Here is a 23,128-nt window from a genome sequence, read left to right as displayed (position 1 = left end):
GAGATCCTATGAATTCACCATCAATAGGAGAGTAAAATGAGCCGTACTGCCTTATTAGTTATCGACCCACAATACGATTATTTCGACAATGGAAAGTTTCCACTTTGGAATGCTGACAACACACTAAACGAGATAGTAAACGCTATCCATGCAGCAAAAGAACAAGATGCCGCTGTTGTACTGGTTCAGCATGTATCGGATGAGGAATCGCCTTTTTTTGTGGCGGGGACGCAGGGCGTTAAACTTCATCAAGCCATTCTAGACGCCGCACCAGATGCCCCCATCGTCACCAAAGAACATGCTGACGCTTTCCAAGACACCAACTTAACCGAGTTGTTAAACGATTTAGAAGTAGATCGTCTGGTGGTTTGCGGCATGATGACGCAAAACTGTGTGACGCATACTGCTATTTCAGATGATGCCGACCCTTATCAAGTTAGCATTCTGTCGGATGCCTGCACGACTCGTGAAGAGTTGCTGCATCTAATTGCTCTGGACGCGATCAAGACAAAAGTCAAATTTACGGATCTGAAGTACGCCTTCGAACGTCCTAACTAATATCACAGCATGAAGCGCTTATAAGCGTTTTAGACTGTGTGTTCGCAGGCATTTTCTAATGCAGAAAAGCGAGTGGTTAATAAATCGCCAGAGAATCAATGACTTTCGTAGATTTATTGCATAAAAATGTCAGTTGCTCCTTGGCAAGGTCGACGCATATCGATATAATCTTCCTCGCATTTAGGGCCTGTAGCTCAGTTGGTTAGAGCATCCGACTCATAATCGGCAGGTCCCCAGTTCAAGTCTGGGCAGGCCCACCATATAAAATAAGCCCTAGCAGGTTAGTACTTGCTAGGGCTTTTTTGTTTGTGCCGTAGCCATCATTGATCTCTGATAGTTGTACCTCTTTATAAGACATATTCGGTTTTACTTTTTTGTAGAACCAGCGCTCCTCTCTTTCTTTGTTCCGATCTTTTGTGGATAGCCTCTCTCTTTGCTCAAACATATCCTCAAGATTGATAGCATATAGTAGCCATAAGGGATGTTTTGATGACTTGTATTGGTTATCTAATATTTCTTTTGAGTATACTTTTTCAATTAAGCTTTCTAATGAATCCGAGGTTAGGGTAGCCTCTACTAAGTTTTGTCGCAATGACTATAGAGATTTGAAAGTATCTAATGGTACATTGGGGACTATCACCACAATTCGATCAACAAAAGATCTTGATGACGAACTAACAGTAAAGGCGGATGATGGGCGTTTGTTGTCATTTTTAGCTTCAGATTACGCTGATGAAAAGGGAGCTTACCTGTGTCATGCATACGCATTGACTGTTTATAGCTCTCAAGGTGTTACAGTAGATGGAAGTACATTTGTATACGGAGATGTTGGCATGGATCAGAGCAATTCATATGTCGCTATGAGTAGAAATAAAGATTTTTCATATGTCTACCTAACTGTAGGGAACATAAATGAATCTAGTTTTAGCCGTGGTGGCTTATCCAGTGACCTTGCAATGAACGAAGCCGTTCATCTAGATTTGATTCCTTGATTTATTTTTAAATGTTTTAATAGATTCCTCTGTTAAATATGGAGTTATTATGAGATTTCCATCTGATTTGACAAATGATGAGCTTGAGGGCTTATATGAGTCATTAGATTCTGAAGAGTTTAATTTACCTATTAATCATAAAGTGCTTAGAATCGGTCTTCTTTCTAGAGCATGTCAGTTTTTTATAACAGTTCTTAAAAGAAATAATAGAAAAAAAATAAAGTTTTATAATTTCGATTCGTCTAAAGACGGCGCGATTGATGGACTACTAAGCTCTCCCCAAAATTTGACATCTATTCTTATGTCGGACAGCGTATATGAAAAAGATAAAGATGAGAATGGTCTGAAAATAGAGTCTGAGCTAAAGACTAGAATAAATCTTAATTTACAAAAAAGACTGAACGAGAAAATATTTAGAAGTGGAAATACGTTCCAAATGTTTGCTGTTGACCATTCGATTAAAAGATATGCTTTTCCATCATGCTTTTATTCACCGGAAGAGTCTGTGATTCTAAGAAAAAGTGATTATTATTCAAGCCTTATTCGAAGGATTATTGCAGTAACTCCATCTAAAAGAGTTTTTAATTCAGGGCAAGTCGATGGTCTGGGGCAAGCAATTTATGAGCTAATAGAAAATACTGAGCAGCATGCAAAAATAGAGCTGTACACTGGTAAGTCTAAGAAATCTGTAAGGTCATTGATTGTTGAGTATAAGCTTATCAACAAAAAAATTAAAAGCAGTGATATTGGTGGTGACGAAACACCAGTAACAGATTACTTAGAAAAGATTCGTGAAAACAACGATACTCTACACCTATTAGAGATATCAATATTCGATTCTGGAGAGGGGATTTTTAAAACTCTTAGTAGGAAGCGTGAAGCTGATGTTGATTTAATTGATGAAGTTGATGTTATAAGAAGATCATTTTCAAAAGGTGAAACTTCTAAAGTTAACAGTCAAGGGGTTGGGCGGGGGCTTTTTAATGTGAGAAGCTTATTGTCTGATCGAAAGGGTTTCATATCTATACGATCTGGTCGAGTAAGCTTATATAGAGACTTCTGTTCAAATCCTCTTGTGGAAGATAGTAATACTTCACTTTTTTTATATGACGAGATGTCGAAGCAGAAAGAAAATTTTAACAAGTTCATGCCTGTCGAAGGTGTTGCTTACAGTATTTTGGTGCCTGTTCAATGAGAGATTATTATATTTATAAGATGGAGCTTAAGAAAAATAATCCTGAGTTTTTGGTTTGTTTTTATTCAGGCAGATCGTTTAATTATGATTATTTTTTAGATGTGGTCTCTGACTTCTTTGAAAATAATATTTTCTGTAAAAATATTCTCTTTTTGACTCTCGATGTTAATAGTGAAGATGTTAATTCAAAGATTTTCAATTTAGATGCACAGAAAAAGCTGAAAGATAGAATAAATAGTTTTCAGGAGATATCTTTTCATACTTGTTTTTTTGAGGCTAGGGGTGCGTTCAAGGTTTTTACTTTTGGAAAAGATGATCCAGAATTGTCCATATCCGATATAGAATCAGCTTTGGATTTTGGTTTGTTTAACTTAGTCGTTAATCGTGATTTGATTATTGAAGCTCATTCTAATATTCATTTCGTTAAACCGTCTGGTAAGCATACTACAAAGTTCTTAGATGTTAAGAATATTTTAGAGTCTTCTTCAGAAACTATATTTATAGCTATTAATTTATTAAAGTTAATTCCTGAAGAAATTGACAAAATATATGTTGATACTTCTGGTATATATCCCTTGGCATATGAGCTCTCAAATGTACTGAGAACATTTAGCAGTAGCGTCAATGATATTGCGATAGATTCGTTTGGTAGTTATGGCGGAATTGATGAATATAATTTTAAGTCAGATTCAAAAACTCTTGTTTTAATATCCGCATCAACAAGTAGTGGTTTGCTTAATAAGCTTCGAGCTAATGTTAATCTGATGCAGGCATCCTATGTTTCTCTTATTATGACACAGGTTAATAATGATGGTCATAGAGTTTTAATAGACTTCAAGAGGTTTAGGGATAGATATCACTCGTCTTATTTTAATTATTTTGATTCGTACGATGAGTCTGATTGTAGAATGTGTCATCATGAGTACTCTATCCCAATACCTTTGAATAAGAGTAAGTTTGTTTTTGAAACCCCTAGGACAGAGAAATATTTACCTGTAGCTGCGGATTCTGATCTCAACCTAAAAGGTTTGATATCAAGATATAAGGATACAAGTTCTTTTAAATGCTTATATGATGGCGTGGATGGATCTAAAAATCCAACTCCTGAGTTCTTTGTTGATGTTGAAGAGATTATTAAACAGGAAGCTTTTAAAATTAAGCTAGCTTCTCTAGTTAAAAGAAACTTTCCTCTAAATACTGATTGTATTTTGCATTGTAATGACTCAGGTGCTAAGGAATTGGCAGATGAAATAAATAATATAGTGGGTGGTTTAGGATTAAGTATTAAAGTTTTTCGTGGAAAGCTTGATGATGGTTATAAGCCTGATAAGGGTATAGTTGTTGTTGCAGGTTCAATAGAATCAGGTAAGTCGCTACTGAATATTAGTAGGCAACTAAGAGATTATAGTGATATTCCAATAACTTATATTGTCGGTTTTTCTAAGTATAATAGTGAAAAAGAATTTAATAAGCTTCAAATGGATTTAAGGTTTTCAGAAGGGCTGTATGGATTTCATCACTTTTTCTCTGTTGAAAAGATCCTTCTACCTATAAACGAGTTTAGAGAGCATAGCTGGAGTAAAGAGGTTGAGTTTTTAAAAGAATTGAAAGCTATGTATAATGATAAAGAGCATCTTTCAAGGACTATAGATAAACGTATGGACTTTTTGGTTTCCTCATCTTCATCTGAATCAAGAGGCATGGGAGATCAGATTTTTATAGACTCACCAACTGGAGAACCTCTTGTTTTAGGGCCTACTTTTGCTTTTTGGAATAGTACAGATAACAGATCCAAATTTACTCATCAAGCAACTGTTTACTTCACAATAGCATCGGTGCTTCAGAGACTTAGAACAGTTTCAAAAAATGGTGCCACTCCACTTGGAAATGGCTACATAATTAAGCAATTGGATCCGCTTTTATTTGATAGATTTAATGAGGGTATTATACAAGCATCAATAATTAGGGCTGCAAAGCCGAGAGAGTTAGATTATAGTGCTGACGATTCAAGTAGTAGAATTTTAGGATCTTTAATAGAGAGGATGATAAAGAACCCTGCGCTGAATGATTCAAAAGGGCTTCCTGAAATATTATTGGCTCTATGCCTCAAAAAAATGCAAATTAAAAAGAATTATCTTTCAGATTTTAATGATCTAACTATTGATGATAGTAAGTATCCGATGATTTGGATGTTGAAGGATTATATTAATAGAAAAATAATTTTAATGGAAAGTGATGAACCTGTCTTATTTTAGTTTATACTTTTCTAGGCTTCCTAATGCTTAATTAAGAAGCCTATTTTCTATTTCATAACATGCTTTTCTAAGCTCTTCTGCAGTTAATATAGTATAACCAGCCGTAACATCATTTCTAGCTGTCTTGTGATTCAGCAGTCGCTTGAGGGTGTAAGTCCCCACTCTTAACTGCTCTGCGACACTGCTAAAGGTTCTTCTTAGATCATGCAACGTGAAGACAATGCCTGATCGTTCGGAAATTTTTTGAATGACCTTTTTGGGCTCTCGGATGTAGCCGTGGTCGTTTTCCGCTTGGAATACATAATTGTTATCTGTACACTGTTTCCTTCGCAAGAAAATGCTTAGCAGATGATTGCTCATAGGGAGTTCAAGCATATCTCCATTTTTTGTTTCTGTTAACGCAAATTTTTGCTCGCTAAAGTCCACATCTTCCCATTTTAAGAAGAGTAGCTATGATTTTCTTAACCCAGTAAATAGAGCAATTTCAACAAAATCGCATACAGCAAAGGTAAATGGATCGGTTTCTTGTCTCATGAGTTCTAATGTCTCAAGAAGCTTTTTTATCTCCATATGGGTTAACCGTGTTTGTTTACGTGGTACGTGGTTCCATTGCCTTTTGTGGCTTAGAATTTTGACAGGGTTGTACAGATAGATTGGTCTGTCTTGGCTGTCTTTATATTCGAATTGAGCAAAGTTGAACAAGGCTCTGAGTACTCTCATACAATAGTCGGCTTGTGCTCGACTAGTGTATGAGAGACTCTCGAATCTTTAATCATTGTCTCTGTAAGGTTGGCTATAGGCGTAGTGTGCCAGTCGTTTAAGTAGGTGTTAAAAATATGGTTGTAGCCATGTAAACTGGATTGAGAAAGTTCTTTCCGATATAGGTAGTCATGAAACACTTCGTGGAGTGTTATTTGGGCTTGGGCTTCTATTTCTGCTTGTTTATTAGGATTGATGCCGTGAGCAATCTTTTCCAAGGTCGATAGAGCCAACTTACGCGCGTTTTCAATCGGGGGTGATGGGTATTGTCCAAGGGTGACATTGACGGGGGGTTGGCCTTTTACCCGTTTATAAACCCTGAATGATTTTCTTCCAGAGGGTAAAACCTCTAAAACCAGTCCTTCTACTTTTTCATCTTTAATGCGTTGTCATTGGTTGCTCTTTTTTAAGATATTGATTTTTATATATAAACATATTTTTATCAATCTGGGTGTACTTAGGTAAATCAAACGAGATTAAAACTCATAATCGGCAGGTCCACAGTTCAAGTCTGGGCAGGCCCACCATATAAAATAAGCCCTAGCAGGTTAGTATTTGCTAGGGCTTTTTTATTTTTAAAATGACGTCCCATTGTCCTAATAATCTATATTTCTTTGATATCACTTCCCATAAAGCAAAGTCTGAAACAGGTGTTTTTCAGCATTTTTCTATCTGTTTTGGCATGCTAACTGTCTTTGGGGGGGCATTAAGGACTATCCGTTTTTGGCAAAGTTTCTTTTGTGGTGCGTTCTGGGTATAGCCTTTGCATTGGTTGTTAAGTGTTCAATAATAACCATAAATAAAGGTGTTCTATGCTTAAAACTGTTACTAATAGTACCTTTGCTGATTCTTTTTTGTGCACTTTGCAATCCAATGATGTTGAAGAGCATGTTAATAATTTTAACGGTTGGGAAGCGGATTACGATCAGATCTCGTCTGGTGCTTTTGAAGGCAGTTTGACGGAAATATCCTTGGAAGGAATGCTACTTCAGCGTGAGAAGGTCAATCAGGAAGTGGTAAAAAATGGGGTGATGGATGCGAGCTTCGTCTCATTTAGTGTGCCAATGATGGAGCAACATGAGGCGTTTTACTGTGATGGACATGCCTTTGATTTTACTCACTTATTAGTATCCCACGGCTGTTTACCTGAACTAAAGACGCCTAAAAATACGGATGTCGTTGTCATTAATGTCCCAACGAGCCTGTTTCAACAGGTATTGCAGGAGCAGAAAATCTCTTTTGATTTTACCGATCAGGCCTATTGTCATCGGTTAATGCCTTGTCACAATACGCGAGAGTTAGTGGGTTTGTTAGATACGGTGATGACACCGAATGGTAGTTTGGATTTTTTGAGCCATGAACCAGTGCGCTTAGGTGTTCGTGATGCTATTTTTCAGCATTTGTTGGAAATAGTGGATAAGGAAGAGCCTCAGATGATCGATCCAACTGCGCGTAAGCGAGTTGTAGACAGGGCGCGGGATTACGTGTTGTCTAGAATGGATGAGCCACCGACGATTTTTGAGCTCTGTAACCTGATAGGGGCCAGCCGACGTAAGTTGCAATACTGTTTTCAAGAAACCTTGGGTATCAACCCTGTTACCTATTTACGCATTCTTCGGCTTAATGCGGTGCATCGTGACTTATTATTGTCACCTGATGTCGCTTCTGTACAGGATGCGGCAGCGAAAAATGGCTTTTTACATTTGAGCCGTTTTGCGGGGGATTATCGTCAATTGTTTGGTGAGTTACCTTCGGATACTTTAAAAAAACGTTATGTTTAATTTGGATTGTGCGCCTGACTGCGGATTTTATTTTTCTTCTTTACATCACTTTTGCTAATAACGGATAACCCTAATCGTCTCCTTTTTGTAATGTAAATTGACATTACAAAAACACAATAGGAGCAAACGATGATGTATTCACTTCATACGAGTGCAATGAATGAAAGTAAAGAGAGATCCGCTTTTGGGCCTCTCTCTTCTTTTTCTCTTCGATCTTTTTTGAATTCCCTTTCTCTGAATGTTAAGTTGAAGGAGAAGGCCCATGTCTAATATGACTTCTTCTCAACACGCGCCCGCAGGTCGGCGGGAAGGTTTGGTTATTGCATTAGGCAGTAGCTTGACCATTGTTGGCTCTGTGATGATCGCACCGATTATCCCTAAGCTGGGAGCCCATTTTGGGCCCGTAGAGGCTCATGCCGATGTATTGATCCCCTTAGCGATTTCGATTCCCGCTTTAGCTATTGCCGTGTTTGCCCCGTTAGCCGGTTGGCTAGCCGATAAAGTGGGCCGTAAAAATCTATTGATCATCGCCACCGTTCTTTATGCTTTTTTGGGGATGGCACCAGCGCTTCTTAATAGCCTTCCTAATATTGTGTTGTCTCGCTTGTTATTTGGCTTGGCGGAAGCCACCATTATGACCTGTTGTACGACTTTGATTGCCGATTATTGGCGGGATGATGAGCGACTGAGGTTTGTCAATTATCAGGTTATCGCCATTGGCGTGGTGGGAGCGGTGTTCTTTCCAATAGGTGGCGCCATGGGCGAGCACTCTTGGCGTACGCCATTCTTCTTGTACTTGCTACCTCTTGTATTAGTGCCTCTTATGATAAAGGTACTGTGGGAGCCAGCGAAGAAAGCAAGAGAGGCTGAAAAGGTAGCGGTTTCTTCCGATGACGAGGAAGGAATGAATGTCGTTTCTCTGGTTATTAGTTATTTGATGATCTTCTTTGGTATGGTTTTAGTCTTTGTAGAAACCATTCAAGCGCCGATTTTACAGGTACATATTGGTATTACCTCGACAACACAAATTGGTTCAACAGCAGGGATCGCTCTATTAGCCACCTTAGTTGGGTCTTTAATTTGGACTCTATGTCGTAAGATGCTTGGTATTAATGGCTGTAATGTTCTTTTGTTTGGCACACTTGGCCTTGGGCTTTGGATACTTTCTGTCTCTAAAACCTATGAAATGATGCTACTTGGTGTGGTCATACATGGCGTGGGTGCCGGTTTGTTAGTGCCTAATGTGATGGCCTCTGTAATGAAAAGCTTATCAAAACATGCCCGTGGCCGTGGTATCGGTGGCTTTACGTCAAGTTTGTATTTAGGACAGTTTGTCAGTCCTTTGGTTGTCAGTTTTATCTTGGCTGTAACAGGTGTGAGTATCAATATTGGCGTAGCGTATATGGGCTACTTTGGTTTTGCTTTGGCTGCTTTCTGGGTGGTTGTTTGGATTTTTTCTCGAGAAAAACCTGCCATACTGAGCGATGGTAAAACAGCCGCTTAATCGATATTTGGCGTTAATAAGCACGCAGCGTTAGTGAACTAGCGTGTGAGTTCATCAGTAAAATACATACAGCAATAGGATGGCGCTGTGAGATCAGCGCCATCAACATTAGATGGTAAGGGTATAAAATGAGTGATTTTCATGAACTATTAGACAACTATGATGGCACAGCGTTAGCAAACCTGGTCAGACAAAAAGAAGTTCAGCCAAAAGAATTGTTGGAAACTTGTATTGAGCGAATTGAAAAAGTGAACCCGAGCCTAAATGGCATCGCGGAAAAACTCTATGATTCTGCCAGAGAAGCGACATACGCTGATGGGCCTTTTATGGGAATTCCGACGTTGGTGAAGGATCTATTTGCACCCATCAAAGAGGCCAAAACCACCAATGGTTCTTTTGCTGTTGGTGGTGTGCGTTTGGGAATAGACGACAATCATACCAGCCGTTTACGCGGAGCGGGCTGTGTGTTTGTGGGGACAACAACGTCACCTGAGTTCGGTACCTCTTATACCACTGAGTCGAGCCTATTTGGACCGACCCGCAATCCGTGGAATACCGAGCACAGCAGTGGGGGGTCAAGCGGTGGCTCAGCGGCGTTGGTGGCTGCTCGTGCGGTGCCGTTTGCTCATGGTAACGATGGAGGTGGTTCTATTCGTGTACCGTCTTCTTGCTGTGGTATTTTCGGCTTAAAACCCACTCGTGGCTTGGTACCATCTGGCCCTATGGTAGGTGAAGGCTGGGCGGGTATGAGTATTGCTCATGCGTTGACCTTGTCGGTTCGTGATAGTGCTGGGTTACTGGATGTCGCCGCTGGAAGCGACTTAGGAGCGCCTTATGCGGCACCCCACCAAGAAGAATCGTTTGTCTCGTCTTTGAGTAAACCGCTTCGTCCACTTCGTATTGCAATGATCGATAGTTTGTCCCCTTGGCCTAATTCTAAAGAGGCAAACTTAGCACAGCAGCATGCGGCTAAGTTGTGTGAGGCGTTAGGTCACCATGTTACAACCGCTAAACTTCCTGTTGATCTACTGACTTTCTTTGATCGAGCGTTTGACATTATTGGACCGAGTGTCAAAAGCTACGTAGAAATGATTGGTAATATGAGCGGATCTCCTGTGTCGGATGAGGCTCTTCAGCCTAGTACGCGCATTATTATTCGCGACAAAGGCAGTGTTTCCGCCGTGCAGTATGTGGATGCGGTGACTTATATGCATGGATTAGGCCGTATAATGGCCAACTTTATGCAGGATTATGATGTGCTTCTTACGCCGACCTTGACCCGTTCCCCCGTAAAAATTGGTGAGCTGAATCTGCAAGACGATAGCAAATCAATCGAAGAGTTTATCCAACTAAGCCATTCTTACTCACCATATACGGCGATTTTCAATGGTACAGGCCAGCCTGCTATGTCGGTACCTTTGTACTGGACACCAGATAATTTGCCGCTTGGTGCGCATTTTGTTGGACGCTTTGGCGAAGATGCTACTTTGTTGGCCTTGGCGGCACAATTAGAGCAACTTCAACCCTGGTGGAATAACAGACCTCCTGTAAACGCTTGTCGTTAATCCTATCATCCAAGATCTTAAGTGTTGAATATGAAGGCCTACTCAAAGGAGTAGGCCTTCATGTCTACCGTGTCCCGTTGGCTTTCTGGTAAGAAGCGCTCTGCGTATTGAAGGTAGGTGCCACTTTCTAAGAAGAAGCGGAACATTGTCATATCTAGGTGGCCTTTTTGGCACATTTTGTACATCAGGTCGATCGCTGAACTTAGCGAGTTGGCTTTTTTGTAGGGTCTATCCGCTGCCGTGAGGGCTTCAAAAACGTCGGCAATCATCAGAATGCGATCCGGTATTGTCAGCTGCTCAGCGTTCAGTTTTCGAGGGTAGCCTTGTCCGTCCATACGCTCATGATGGGTAGAGGCGTAATGAGGCACTCGGCTCAACTCTGGGGGAAATGGCAGGCTTTCTAGCATGCTAATAGTGCTGATCATATGCTCTTTGATTTTAAAACGATCTTCTTCGGTTAAGGTGCCACGTCGTATGGTGAGATTGTATAGCTCGCCAAGGTTGTATTGGTATTTTGGTATGTCCATGTTGATGCCCAATGAGGGATCAAGTTCAATGTTTTTAAGTCGTGGGATGATGTGTTCCGGTTTATCGGACAATAAGGTTTCTTGAACGCCAGTAGGTTCATCAGCCTGTTGGTTCTGTTCGTTGGGCTGACCTTGCTCTGCAATCAGGAGTTCTTCTGTTGGTGATAATCCTATCCGGTTGTCAAAGTGGCGTGTCCATTCCTGACGACCAATGGCGGTTATTTTTTCTATATCCTTTTTGCTCATGGATTCTGAGCCGATATTGGCTCTGGCAATGAAATGAAATTGTTCTTGCAGCTGTGCTTGGCGTGCTTGCCAGTGCTTTAAGGCGACATCTGACGGTTGCTGTTCAATATAAATGGCTTGTAAATAGTCTATTTGGGCATCACGCCACAACACTTCAAAACGGGTGCGAATTTCATGGATGCGGTTATAGTTACACTCTAGTTTGGCCCCTTTGTCCATGATGTGTTCAGGCATGGTGATTTTTCCGCAGTCATGTAACCAGGCCGCAATACGAAACTCGCGACGCTCATTGTCGTTGGCAAAGTGAAAGTCCTTGTAAGGACCTTCTTGGGCTTGTTCGAGGGCGTTTGATAGCATAAGCCCGAGTTCTGGAACGCGATGACAGTGGTTACCAGTATGAGCGGATTTATTGTCTATGGCGTTCGCAATAAGACGAATCAGAGCTTCCATAAAGTCTTTTTGAGTGATTTCATGTTGTTTGATTTCTTGGGCCATTTCTTGGAATGAACAAGATAGCTTCCAGATCTCAGTGATGTTTGAATCGGTGAGAGTGATATCTTGAAACTGTCTCTTCTTGATTTTTTCTGTTTCCAATTGCAGTTGTTTTATCGGGCGAACAATCGGCAAACTTAATAACCAAATAATAGGCAGTAACAGCACCATCAAGCCCGCACTGAACAAAGCGGAATGGTAGGCTTCTGTCGTGGCTTGCTCATAGAGTTTTTTCTCTGGAACGATGACGGCAAGGTAGGATTGGTTAGTAGAGCCCTTTTCGACAGGTTTGGTAAAGACATAGTATTTTGTCCCATTGTCCGCCTGAGACAAAACAAATGATTTTTTTGCTGAATGGTCCACGGTACCCAATAATTGTGTGATTGGAATACTGAGATAATCTTGTAGATCTTGGGAAGTTGGCTTTAGCCAAGAGGTGCTTAAGGCGTCTCGTTGTGCGGAGGTAATGTGCGCCAAAGCAGCGTTAATGAGATCTATGGCAAATTTATGTTGTTCATGGCCAACTAGATAAATGTGGTTCGGGATCGTGGTGTCGAGGCCTGTGATCTTTTTATACACCTTTATGTTTGTTAAGCCCAAACTTTTAATGCTGTTTGTCAGCGCCTGGGATGCGCCGATTATGGCATCGATCTGTCCATTTTCGAGCTCAGAGAACAGTTGTTGTAGGCTGCTTGCCTTTTTCCAATGGGTCTGAGGAAAGTGCTTTTCCAAGGTAGAACCCATATTCCAGCGGTCAAGGTAACCGACCGTTTGATTATCCAAGTCCTTGAGGGTTGTTAAGGAGAGGGCGCTTTTTTTCTTGGCGATGCCATAGGGAATGTCCAGTAGTGGCGAGCTATATAAGCCTTTTATATCATCGTTTCCAAACTTTTGTACGGATAATAAAATGTCAATTTCACCATGTTGGTACTTTTTCAACAGTTCGTTGCGGCTAAAGCCATTGATGTAGTCAAACTTTAGCCCTGTCATGGCACTGACGATCTGCATTAAATCGATAAAGTACCCACTGGGTAAGCCTGAATCGCTAAAGTCAAATGGGCGCCAATCGTTTTGATTCGATACCTTCAGGTTACCTAATTGTGCCACCTTCTCTTTTTGTTCTTTGCTAAGTTGCAATGGTGCTATCTTTGGTAAGGAGACGGCATGGGGCTTTTGCAGATTAGAGGCGATAATCTCACCATGCTGTCGAAACAGAAAGCTTTGAGTGCCATCTTCAAATAAGAGTTTAGACCAAGTGGCCAGTTGATTGGCGGTGGAAGATAATAGAATGTCCAGACCGATGACCTGATCGGTGTCGCCGATCCGTTGAGAGTAGGTCTGTCCGGTGATCTGTAAGTGTTGAAAAAGGTAAGGTTTGGTTTTATAGACCCCATTTCTAGGGGCTGTACTAAACCATGGACGTTCGCTTGGGTAAAAGTTACTGCTTTGTGTGTATTGGTGATTTAAATGGAATGTACTTGAGTAGTAGTAGGTATGTCGTTGTCGTCCATTTGGACCGTCTTTAACGACGATGGCGGCCCATTTGTCATCGGGTAATGCCCGCATTTTTTGACGTATTTCCTTAGACGTTTTTAAGTCAATGAGCTGAAAGAAATGCTCTTGTTTGTCGCCAATATAGAGGCTATAAAAATCTGAACGATTTTTGAGTAGCTGAGCCAGTAAGCGGCTTTTGCGTTCGACGCTTTCCTGGGAGAAGCTTGGTTGAATCAGGTTCGAGAGCAGGCCGACTGTGCGCCTAGCGTCTAGGTCGATTTTTTTTAGATTGTCACTCATCTGATTCGACATCAAATTTAGGCTTGTTAGCATATGAGCGACGGCTATCTTTTTATTAGCATGATATTGTAAAACAATGGCCACGGTCGCCGTGATGACAATCGCAATAAGAAACATATTGGCGACAAAAATCCTGATCGAATAGCGCTTGTTTATAGGTTTGTTTGATATCACAGCCGCTTCCTTCTTTAAGCTTCCTTTAATGGGGATACTTCATCTCAGGTTAACTTGCAACCATATTCATTCACAGAAGTCGATTTTTGTTTTTTTTAATGCTAAGAAAACAACAAGTTGCTATTTTTTGAGTCTTTTACGTTTGCTCGTTTGTTCCCTTCTTCTTAAAGGCTTCCCAATTGAGTCTACTTATGGAAAAAAACATATCAAATGATTTTTTATCTAGGTTTTTTTGTTTGAGGAAAAGGTAGGTAACTAGCTAATGTTTAAGAAGTTTTTTATTTTTTCGAATCCTCGTTCTTTATTGTGTAATATTCGTTGCAAAAGCCTCCTTTTTCGATAGGGCTTTGGCGTCACTTTATAAAAAGTGGGATTGTCTATAAATTAAGTTTATAAAAAGTCATATTTTTTATGTGTTAGTGTTTTTAAAATTTATTATTTTTCTGTTTTTAGTTATCTTTACTAAAAGTATACACAAAATAACATTAATCAATTATTCTTTTTCTGTTATTTATGAGATTTTGTTGCTATAGGGAAGTGAATAAATAGTTTTATTATGGAGGGAAATGTCATCGTCTATCGCACTTTATATTTACTTAAAATATAAAGTATGGGAGGGAATATGAAAAACATTAAAATAAGCTATTTTTTACTGTCAAGTTTTTTTCTCATTATTGCTGCCTTCATTGTATCTGTCTTGTTTTCATTTAATGAAATGAATCTCATTAATAACCAATCGACTATTATTTCTAATAAGTGGTTACCCTCTGTTAGTTTGATTGAAAAAATAAACACACAAACAGCAGATTTAAGAAATTATGAGTCACTGCATATCATCTCAACAAAAGCGGATGAAATGGCGGTTGCGTTAAAAGAGATAGAAAATAAGAAAAAAGAAATTGACTCAACGATTGCATCATATGAAAACTTATTAGATAAAACTTCAGAAGAGGAATCTAGATCTCTTCTAAGTGTTTTTAAAAAAGATTACAATGAATATTTGGCTATAGAAAAAGAACTAATTTCGCTTTCTAGTAAAAATGAAAACGATGCTGCAAAAAATTTGTATATTAATGAATCAAGAAAATCTTATGATGAGTTTTCTAAATCGTTGGATGATTTGGCAAGTTTTGATACAAAAAAAGCAAATGAAGCCAGTCAATTTGGGGATACTTTATTTGATAAATCCATTTTTGTGCTTAGTATCATATCCTTTGTTATTATTGCTTTTACCCTTAGCATTGGTTTGTATATTACCCGCTCTTTGACACGGCAGATTAATTTAATCCAACAGGCGATGATGTCACTCGCTGGCGGAGACCTGAGTGTTAAATTACCTAATCCAAGTAAGAATGAGTTAGGAATTCTTTCTCGTCACTTTAACACGGCGGTTCAACAGTTTGCTCAAACGGTTAGTCATATACAAAACTCGTCGACTCAGCTTGCAACGACGGCTGAACAATTGTCTCTTGTTACGAATGAGACGAGCAAAGACATTCATTTACAGAACGAGCAGTTGGAGATGGCCGCTACCGCTGTGACTGAAATGACCGTTGCTGTAGAGGATGTGGCAGAAAATGCTATTAATACCTCGAAAGAGTCGGATTTAGCTAGAGAGAGAGCGAATGAGGGCAGTGAACAGGTCAAGCTGTCGAGTGAATCTGTTTCATTATTACTTAAAGAATTACAAGACACGAGTAATGGTGTTGATAAGTTAGTAGGGCAAGTCAAAAATATTACCAGCGTGTTGGATGTTATTCGAGAGATAGCGGAACAAACGAATCTTCTGGCACTCAATGCGGCAATTGAGGCGGCTCGGGCTGGAGAGGCAGGCCGAGGATTTGCTGTCGTGGCAGATGAAGTGAGAGCCCTTGCACATAGAACACAGGAATCGACCAAAGAAATTGAATCTATGATCAGTGCCGTTGAATCAGGCACGAATGATACCGTCGTAGCGATTCAAAGTAGTCATGAAAGAGCAAAAGTCACCATGGAAGCTGCCAGTCAAACAGGGATTGTGATTCAAAAAATTGTTGAGGCGGTTTTGTTTATTAATGAAAGGAATACTTCTATTGCCAGTTCAACAGAACAGCAAGCCAATGTGGCAAGAGAGGTGGATAGAAACTTGACGACGATTCGTGATATTTCCAATGAAACATCATCAAGGTCAGTCGAAACCAGCGCTTCTAGCCAAGAGTTAGCAAAATTAGCCGAAGAACTAAATCAATTAACCAGTCAATTTAAAATTTAGCTCATTACTGTTACTTAAATGTTTTTATCTACCTTCATCATCCTTTGGGCGATGAAGGTATTTAATATTGGGCTAATTGGATATCAGTCAACCAGTTCAATGTTTAAGCTGTCGAGTAAGCTTAGCGCTTCGAATCGTGAAAATTTAGCATTTTCAATGTTGTTTTCTAATACATTAATTGAGAAGTTGTAGGACTCCGTTAAGTCAGCCCTAGAAAGATTCGTTTTCATAAATAAGCTATGGCTGAGGTCACAATGGATCATGGATGAATAAGCTAAATTGGCATTTCTAAAGTCTACATCATGCAGTTTGCAGTCTACCAAGCTCAGACCATTGAGGGTTAAATCAAAAAAAGAAGAGTCGTTTAGGATACATTGAGAGAATTTAAGATCAGGGTCAGTTATATAAGGTGGCCAATGGGCTTTTGTCCAAATAACACCCACCAATTTGCTTTCGATAAACTGGCTTTCTAAAAAACGTGAAAAAGGCACTTCAATCAGGCTCAAATTGCAGCGCCTAAAGGTACAGTTTAAAAATTTGCACTTAGCAAATGTAGAGGAGGAAAAGTCGCAATCATTAAACTCACACTCTTCAAATTCGGACTCTAAAATCGATTCGTCGTTTTGTGTTAGCTTGTTAAAGGCCGTGTCATAATATTGCTGATGGCTAGCGATTGGCTTCATAAAGGGCCTACTTGGGCTTTATTCAATAAGAGCATTGTTACTCAAAAACGGGACGAAAGAAACTGCGTTCATAATGGATGATGCATTGGGTGTCTTCAGCGAACTGAAAAGCCGCAATGCAGTCCGCATCCTTCAAGGAATCCTGACGATATTGTTCATAGGTTGCAAGGCTTGGAAAAGTAAATAAGGCTAAGGCGATGTTGTTAGCACCTTCTGATGGCAAGAAGTAACCATTATGTGTACCTCCAAATTTATTGACTAAGGGGATCCACATTTGTGCATATTGCTCGAATTCCGCTAGTTTATTTGGATCAATAACATATCGTATATAGCAAGTAATCATATTTGTTTTCCTATACTTTAATTGTCTAATACAACGGTATTAGGTGATTAGGGCTTAAGGAGTTTTTCTAAATGACACTCATTAAAGTCTGCTAATGAACGAATTTTTAGATGAGAGTTATCGTACTTTGGGTGATCAAAATCCATTTCGGCTGGCACAGCAACGACTTTTAATCCGGCAGCTTTGGCGGCCATAATGCCTGAAGCAGAATCTTCAAAGGCTATGCAGTTAGCGGGATCAACATTCAGTTTCTTGATGGTAGATAGGTACACCGCTGGGTGTGGTTTACCTTCAATTTCACGCTCTGATGAAGAGGTCGCATGGAAGTAATCGGCAATACCTAAGGTATGTAGGACGACTGGAATGAGACGTGCGGGGGCATTGGTTGATAAACCAATTTTGAACCCTTTATCCTGAAAAAAACGCAAGGTCTCCGTTACACCTGCCATTTCTATACCCTGTGTTGAAATACGCTTTTCCACCAGGTCAACCACTTCTTGTTCTACCTGTTGCAGGCTTTTTCCTGTCCAGGGGAAATGTTGATACCAAAATTGCGTCACTTCTTGTGTCGTCATCGAGGCCGTTTGCGCAGAGAGTGATTCATTGACTTTCACTCCAACGGCAGAGAAGACTGTTTGTTCAGCCTCTTTCCACATTGGCTCAGAGTCAATAAGAAGACCGTCCATATCGAAGATAACCGCTTGCATTGTAGTGTCTTTTCCTGAGTGATTTACAGAAGAACGTCTTTATTCAGTGCCTTACCCCAAAGCATAACCTCATATTGTCGCAGATCAGAATCATAGTAAGGATCGTTTTTTACTAGTTTTGTTTAGTTTTCTTGAATTGTTTTTAAGTCGGGTTGGTAGAGCCTAGATTGATACGTGACATGAGGAGCAAGTTAATATACTTGCCCGCTTTGAAGGTGGCGAGGCGTTTTGTTCCTTCTGGTTCAAAGCCGACTTTCTTATAGAGTTCAATAGCCCCCGAGTTGTCTTCATGGACGTCTAACTCGATGCGAACAAGATTGAGCCAATGATCCGCTTGAGATAAAGCTTCTTCCATTAAGCGCCGGCCAATACCTTGTCCGTGAGCTTCGGGGTGCACCGCAATGGCAAGGGAGGCTGTGTGTTTTTCCCGTAACTTAGTCGACAAAAAAAGCGTCACATGGCCGAGGAGTTGGTTATCCACTTCAGCAACTAACGTATATTGGTTTGCGCCAGAGAAAAGGGCGTTGATTGTGCCTGTGTCAAGATAAGGTAACTGAGAAGTGTTTTCAGCGACCGATGGACAGCGATAAATGTCAGCCAATGCTTGATGGTCTGTTGGCTCTAGTCGACGAATAGTAGTAATACCCAATGCCTGTTCTCCTGCGCTCATTCCATTTAATGATGTACATTGTAATGCATATATTCTTTAACTTCTCGCTAATATCTTTAACGCAATCCCCGCAGCGGCAGTGCGGTTTTCAACCCCCAGTTTGGGAAAGATTTGCTCAAGGTGCTTGTTGACGGTTCGAGGACTCATCTCCAATATTTGCGCGATGTCTCGATTGGTTTTGCCATTGGCAAGCCAGTGGAGCACTTCCGATTCGCGTTCGGTTAAGTCTAACTCTTGTTTGAGCAGATTCGGACCGGTTGGACGGCGACCATCTTCCAGTTTGAGAAGGCGCTCTTGACCGGTTTTGGCACTGATTACTCGGACACTCAATGGGTAATCTAAGCCTGTTAGAGGTAAGTGACTGTCTTCATTTGGCTGGTGAGCAAGCCACTGGCTGAGTTGTTCTGCAAAGTCGGTTTGTTGCCATTCGTCGTTGGCTCGGGCTTTAGCGAGCAGGGCGTATGTTTGTGGGGTTGCCCACAGGATATGGCCGCTGTCGGAAACCGTCATGAGATGTTGCCCCGTGCTGTCTAGGGCGATCTGTGCACTGTTCGTTAGACGAGCGTTGTTGAGATGTACTTTCATCCGCGCAAGCAGCTCACTGGGTTTTATCGGCTTGGTGAGATAATCCACGCCGCCCACTTCTAGCCCTCGGACGATGTCATCCGTGTCGCTTAAACCCGTCATAAAAATCACTGGAATGCTGGCTAGATTGGCATCAGCTTTGAGGGCTTTGCAGGTTTCGAAGCCATCCATATTGGGCATGATGGCGTCGAGTAGGATGATATCGGGTCGAATCCGTTTGGCGATAGTAAGTGCTTGCTTACCTTCTAATGCAACGAGTACGTCCATGTTGGCCGCTTCTAGCGTATCGTTTATTAGGCTTAAAGCGTCGGCAGAATCATCCACGACCAAAACGATATCGTTTTTAGTTGGCGTCATGAGGTTTTATCTCCAAAGTCTGCTCATTGCTTGTTACTGAGTCGCTGTTGTTTGCGTCATCATCCAAATCCTGTTTACCTGAAACCATCCCTGTGGCATGAGCTTTTAAGTCGTTTACTAGTAGATCAAATTGAAAGGCATTAGAGAAGTTTTCCAAACGCTGAAACATTTCTGCTGGGACGAGTTGACCGTTTTCTATCTGTTTAAGGGTTTGCTTCACGCCTTTTCGATAACCCATTTCGGCAAAGGCAATGAGTTCGCGTATCAAGTCATGATCGGGCAAAGTGGATACAGGTGTGGTGTGTTTTTTAAGTTGCTTTTCAGCTGATTGCTCGATTGTAGAAGGCAATGCATTGCTTTTAAGATCATTGGTTTTAAAGGTGCTGGACTTGAGGGCTTCGGTTGTTGGTGTTTGATAGAGCCAGGTTAAATGTAAATGCTGGCCGAGTTTTTCAAGTAGTGTGTGGTTATTAACGGGCTTGATAAGATAATCATCAAAGGCGGCTTTTTCATCTGCTTGACGATGTTGTTCTTGCGCGTCAGCTGACAGCATGACGATGGGGTTTTTAATGCCACGTTGACGCAATGCTTTGGCGAGTTCTAATCCATTCATGCCTGGCATGGAGACATCTAGTAGAAAGATATCCGGTGTGATGGACTCCAATTGCGACAAACAATGCTCGGCATCGTGTGCTTCGTAGGCAATAAAATCTAAAGGCACGAGAATATCCGACAGCAAGCCTCGGACGACGGGATCATCGTCCACCACAAAGATTTTCTTTTGAAAGCCTTGGTAGCCAATAATATGTTGTCGCTTCTCACTGTGGGCTTGTTCTTTGTTAATCCACGGCAACATAAGGCTGACTTTAAATTGGCTACCAGAACCCACCAGGCTCGTGGCTTGTAGATCTCCTCCCATGATGTCCGTGAGGAGTTTGACGATAGTCAGCCCCAGCCCAGTACCTGGTAGGTTTGCCGTATCCGCATTACGTACTCGCTCGAAGGGATCAAAAATACGATCAAGCTGGTCGGCTGGAATGCCTGCCCCCGTGTCTTTAATTATAAATTCGGCGACTTGGTTGCGGTATCGAATAGCAAAGTCCACCTGACCTTGCTTGGTGTATTTTACGGCGTTAGACAAAAGATTGATCAATATTTGTCTTAGGCGCTTTTCATCTACCATGACAGTGGGGGGAAGGGGATCGCGGATATCCGTTTGGAACAGAACGCCTTTGCTGGTGGCTTGCATGGAAAACATATTATCCAATTGATCGATCAGAGCGGGCAAATCCACCACGTTGCGATATAAATCCAATCGACCGGCTTCGATTTTAGAAATATCTAATAACCCTTCGATCAGATCGGCCAGATATTCGCCACTACGCTGGATGATGCCAAGGCCGTGCTGGTGCTGAGGTAAGGAGGCGGATTGATCCGAGAGCAGTTGTGCGTAGCCAATAATAGATTGTAACGGTGTGCGGAGTTCGTGGCTGATTCCGGTTAGATAGCGACTTTTGGCCGCATTAGACCGTTCTGCTAATTCTTTGGCTGATTGCAGCGCTTGGTCGGTGATTTTATGCGCTTCGATTTCTTTGGTGAGTTTTCGGGTTTGTCGGTTGGATTCTTTTTGTGCCACCACACGGCTTTCATGCGCTAAGAGAAACAGCCAAGACAACACGCCAGAGACGATTAGCAGCGTAAAGAAAATCATCCACATGGTTTGTTGTAATAGCGCTGCCTCAGATAAGGTCTGCGGTGCCATTTGTCGATAAACAAGCGCCATTAAGACGCCATTGAGAATATTGATGACAACCAATAAGGTGACGAATCGGCCGAGTCGGGAATTTATTAAACGGACGATTTTCTTCGGTAGAAACAGTCGTAAGAAATAAATGCTTTGTTCCGCGATTCGCGCTCTGGGTTTGCAACTGTCTAGGCAACGCACGTCGAGAGAGCAGCAAAGGGAGCAAATGGGCTGCATATATGCGGAGCAAAAGCTCATATCGGCCACTTCAAATGGATTCTCGCAAATGCCACAGGTTAGGGTATGCGCTTTGCTTGTTTCTGGGGTGGCATTTTCTCGATTAGCGTTTTCGAGATTAATCAATGGAACAAGCTCGGGGGATTGCCTTGCAATGTAATATTTTCCCTTGGTAAGCCAAGCGATTAACGGTACAAAGACAAAACAACTGGCGAGGCTGACAAATTGGCAAAGGGCTTTAGCCGTGTCGCCAAAGACGCCCAAGTAGCTGGCGAAGCCAAGAGTGGTCGCGATCAGCATGGAGCCCGTGCCAACCGGATTAATATCGTATAAGTGAGCGCGTTTGAATTCTACATAGTTGGGACTTAAGCCGAGTGGTTTATTGATCAGCAAATCCGCTGCAAGGCTACCAATCCAACTAATGGCGGTAATCGCAAAGACCCCCAGCACTGCCGCTAGCGCTTGGTAAATACCCAGTTCCATCAGCAGTAGGGCAATGGTGACGTTAAACACCAACCAGACAACACGACCGGGGTGACTATGGGTCAGCCTTGAAAAGAAGTTTGACCAAGCAATGGAACCCGCGTAAGCGTTGGTGAGGTTTATTTTCATCTGACAAATAAGTACCATGACGGCCGCTAGAATCAGAGCAAGGGCGGGAGAGTTGGTTAAAAACTGAAAAATGCGTTGATACATGTGCGTCGGATCGGCTGCCTCGAAAAAAGGCACGCCATTGGAAAACGCCAAGTAAGCTAGAAAAGAACCGAGCAGCATTTTTAACCCGCCCATAAACACCCAACCAGGGCCAGCCATGATCAGCCAAAACCACCAGCGTTTTTTATTGGCTTGGGTCTTTTCTGGCATAAACCGCAGATAGTCCACTTGCTCGCCAATTTGTCCCATCAGTGCGAAGATCACTGAGGCGGCAGCGCCAAATAGCACGATATTGAAATGCCCGCTTTCTGGAAGTTCTGGCACTTGATAGTGAGTCCAGTCTGAGAAACGATCATATTCATTGGCGATAACGACAAATAACGCAGTGAATTGCAGTATCAGCCATATCCATTGAGTCATTCCTTGAAAGCGGCTGATTGCGCGGATACCGTGCGCCACAATGGGGATGACAAACACGGCAGACAGGGCATAGCCGATGAAGATGGGAATACCAAACAGGACTTGTAGCGCCGAAGCGAGAATTGCCGCTTCGATGGCAAAGAAAATAAAGGTAAAGGTGGCGTAGATGAGAGAAGTAACGGTGGAGCCTAGGTAGCCAAAGCCTGCTCCACGGGTTAACAAATCAATGTCTAAGCCATGTTTGGCGGAGTAATAGGCAATCGGAAAGCCCGTAATGAAGAACACCAACAAGACGACAAAAATCGCGCTAATAGCATTGGTAAAACCGTAATTGAGAGTAATGGCCGCCGCAATGCCTTCTAAGGCTAAAAACGCCGTCGCGCCAAAGGCCGTATTGGCGACGCGCTCAATACTCATGCTGTGGCCTTGCTTGGCAGTATAACGCAAGGCGTAATCTTCTAATGTTTGGTCGGCAACCCACTTATTGTAATGACGTCTTACTTTGAATATTTTTTGGGAAGCGGGCATGGTGATGTTTCTCGTTGTTCTTATGACCGAGTGCAATAAGGTGAGCGCGCTGCGCAAAAAGTGTGCGCTATTGATGTTTGCGCACCAATTAAAGGCATAAGGTCATA

16 protein-coding genes, 1 tRNA gene and 1 pseudogene are annotated in these 23,128 nt (G+C 41.7%); 9 read left to right on the top strand and 9 right to left on the bottom strand.

Annotated features, from left to right (window positions below; genetic code table 11):
* Nucleotides 1–36 precede the first annotated feature (36 nt).
* The 5 genes from AC0VYI_RS20715 to AC0VYI_RS20695 all read left to right on the top strand — a co-directional run bounded on the left by AC0VYI_RS20715 (nt 37) and on the right by AC0VYI_RS20695 (nt 5,000).
* Entirely contained in the window at nt 37–558 is a 522-nt protein-coding gene (locus AC0VYI_RS20715; RefSeq protein WP_475445271.1) for an isochorismatase family protein, read from the top strand.
* 183 nt (nt 559–741) lie between these two features.
* A tRNA-Ile gene (locus tag AC0VYI_RS20710) sits at nt 742–818 on the top strand.
* 234 nt (nt 819–1,052) lie between these two features.
* The gene (locus AC0VYI_RS20705; protein ID WP_475445269.1) at nt 1,053–1,550 is read left to right on the top strand and encodes a hypothetical protein; all 498 of its coding nucleotides are present in this window, start codon (nt 1,053–1,055) and stop codon (nt 1,548–1,550) included.
* 49 nt (nt 1,551–1,599) lie between these two features.
* Complete coding sequence (locus tag AC0VYI_RS20700; protein ID WP_475445267.1) at nt 1,600–2,745, top strand: hypothetical protein; 1,146 nt, start codon at nt 1,600–1,602, stop codon at nt 2,743–2,745.
* On the top strand, nt 2,742–5,000 hold the full coding sequence (locus AC0VYI_RS20695; RefSeq protein WP_475445265.1) for a hypothetical protein: 2,259 nt from the start codon (nt 2,742–2,744) through the stop codon (nt 4,998–5,000). Before AC0VYI_RS20700 ends, AC0VYI_RS20695 begins: the two co-directional genes overlap by 4 nt.
* Nucleotides 5,001–5,027: 27 nt before the next feature.
* On the opposite strand, the pseudogene AC0VYI_RS20690 reads toward AC0VYI_RS20695, so the two are convergent.
* Nucleotides 5,028–5,432 (bottom strand): annotated as a pseudogene (locus tag AC0VYI_RS20690) (tyrosine-type recombinase/integrase); the annotation flags it as partial.
* A gap of 284 nt (nt 5,433–5,716) precedes the next feature.
* Nucleotides 5,717–6,142 carry an Arm DNA-binding domain-containing protein gene (locus tag AC0VYI_RS20685; RefSeq protein ID WP_475449838.1) on the bottom strand — a complete coding sequence of 142 codons (426 nt, stop codon included), beginning with the start codon at nt 6,140–6,142 and terminating at the stop codon, nt 5,717–5,719.
* Nucleotides 6,143–6,571: 429 nt separating this feature from the next.
* Between AC0VYI_RS20685 and AC0VYI_RS20680 the strand changes: the two genes are divergently transcribed.
* The 3 genes from AC0VYI_RS20680 to AC0VYI_RS20670 all read left to right on the top strand — a co-directional run bounded on the left by AC0VYI_RS20680 (nt 6,572) and on the right by AC0VYI_RS20670 (nt 10,609).
* Nucleotides 6,572–7,540 (top strand): helix-turn-helix domain-containing protein, encoded by a 969-nt coding sequence (locus AC0VYI_RS20680; protein ID WP_199478731.1) that lies wholly within the window; start codon nt 6,572–6,574, stop codon nt 7,538–7,540.
* 262 nt (nt 7,541–7,802) lie between these two features.
* Nucleotides 7,803–9,044 (top strand): MFS transporter, encoded by a 1,242-nt coding sequence (locus AC0VYI_RS20675; RefSeq protein ID WP_475445263.1) that lies wholly within the window; start codon nt 7,803–7,805, stop codon nt 9,042–9,044.
* Nucleotides 9,045–9,172: 128 nt separating this feature from the next.
* On the top strand, nt 9,173–10,609 hold the full coding sequence (locus tag AC0VYI_RS20670) for an amidase (RefSeq protein ID WP_475445261.1): 1,437 nt from the start codon (nt 9,173–9,175) through the stop codon (nt 10,607–10,609).
* A 38-nt stretch (nt 10,610–10,647) separates the two neighbouring features.
* Here the strand turns inward: AC0VYI_RS20670 and AC0VYI_RS20665 are convergent, their stop codons facing one another.
* Nucleotides 10,648–13,842 (bottom strand): HD domain-containing phosphohydrolase, encoded by a 3,195-nt coding sequence (locus AC0VYI_RS20665; protein WP_475445259.1) that lies wholly within the window; start codon nt 13,840–13,842, stop codon nt 10,648–10,650.
* Between the two features lie 622 nt (nt 13,843–14,464).
* Between AC0VYI_RS20665 and AC0VYI_RS20660 the strand changes: the two genes are divergently transcribed.
* Complete coding sequence (locus AC0VYI_RS20660; protein ID WP_475445257.1) at nt 14,465–16,093, top strand: methyl-accepting chemotaxis protein; 1,629 nt, start codon at nt 14,465–14,467, stop codon at nt 16,091–16,093.
* Nucleotides 16,094–16,176: 83 nt separating this feature from the next.
* Here the strand turns inward: AC0VYI_RS20660 and AC0VYI_RS20655 are convergent, their stop codons facing one another.
* From AC0VYI_RS20655 to AC0VYI_RS20630, 6 genes are all read right to left on the bottom strand, one after another.
* Nucleotides 16,177–16,776 (bottom strand): pentapeptide repeat-containing protein, encoded by a 600-nt coding sequence (locus tag AC0VYI_RS20655; RefSeq protein ID WP_475445255.1) that lies wholly within the window; start codon nt 16,774–16,776, stop codon nt 16,177–16,179.
* Nucleotides 16,777–16,813: 37 nt separating this feature from the next.
* Nucleotides 16,814–17,119: an NIPSNAP family protein gene (locus tag AC0VYI_RS20650; RefSeq protein WP_199473680.1), complete on the bottom strand. Its 306-nt coding sequence runs from the start codon at nt 17,117–17,119 to the stop codon at nt 16,814–16,816.
* 47 nt (nt 17,120–17,166) lie between these two features.
* Nucleotides 17,167–17,826 (bottom strand): hexitol phosphatase HxpB, encoded by a 660-nt coding sequence (gene hxpB / locus AC0VYI_RS20645; RefSeq protein ID WP_475445253.1) that lies wholly within the window; start codon nt 17,824–17,826, stop codon nt 17,167–17,169.
* A 142-nt stretch (nt 17,827–17,968) separates the two neighbouring features.
* The gene (locus tag AC0VYI_RS20640) at nt 17,969–18,475 is read right to left on the bottom strand and encodes an N-acetyltransferase family protein (protein WP_475445251.1); all 507 of its coding nucleotides are present in this window, start codon (nt 18,473–18,475) and stop codon (nt 17,969–17,971) included.
* A 57-nt stretch (nt 18,476–18,532) separates the two neighbouring features.
* Nucleotides 18,533–19,438 (bottom strand): response regulator, encoded by a 906-nt coding sequence (locus AC0VYI_RS20635; protein ID WP_475445249.1) that lies wholly within the window; start codon nt 19,436–19,438, stop codon nt 18,533–18,535.
* Nucleotides 19,425–23,021 (bottom strand): hybrid sensor histidine kinase/response regulator, encoded by a 3,597-nt coding sequence (locus AC0VYI_RS20630; protein WP_475445248.1) that lies wholly within the window; start codon nt 23,019–23,021, stop codon nt 19,425–19,427. The genes AC0VYI_RS20635 and AC0VYI_RS20630 overlap by 14 nt, the downstream gene beginning before the upstream one ends.
* Nucleotides 23,022–23,128: the final 107 nt, after the last annotated feature.

The sequence above is a fragment of the Marinomonas sp. 63XJN7_9_ISO-PGPR-S23-217 genome, assembly GCF_056173515.1.
This window is presented reverse-complemented; position numbering and strand designations above follow the sequence as displayed.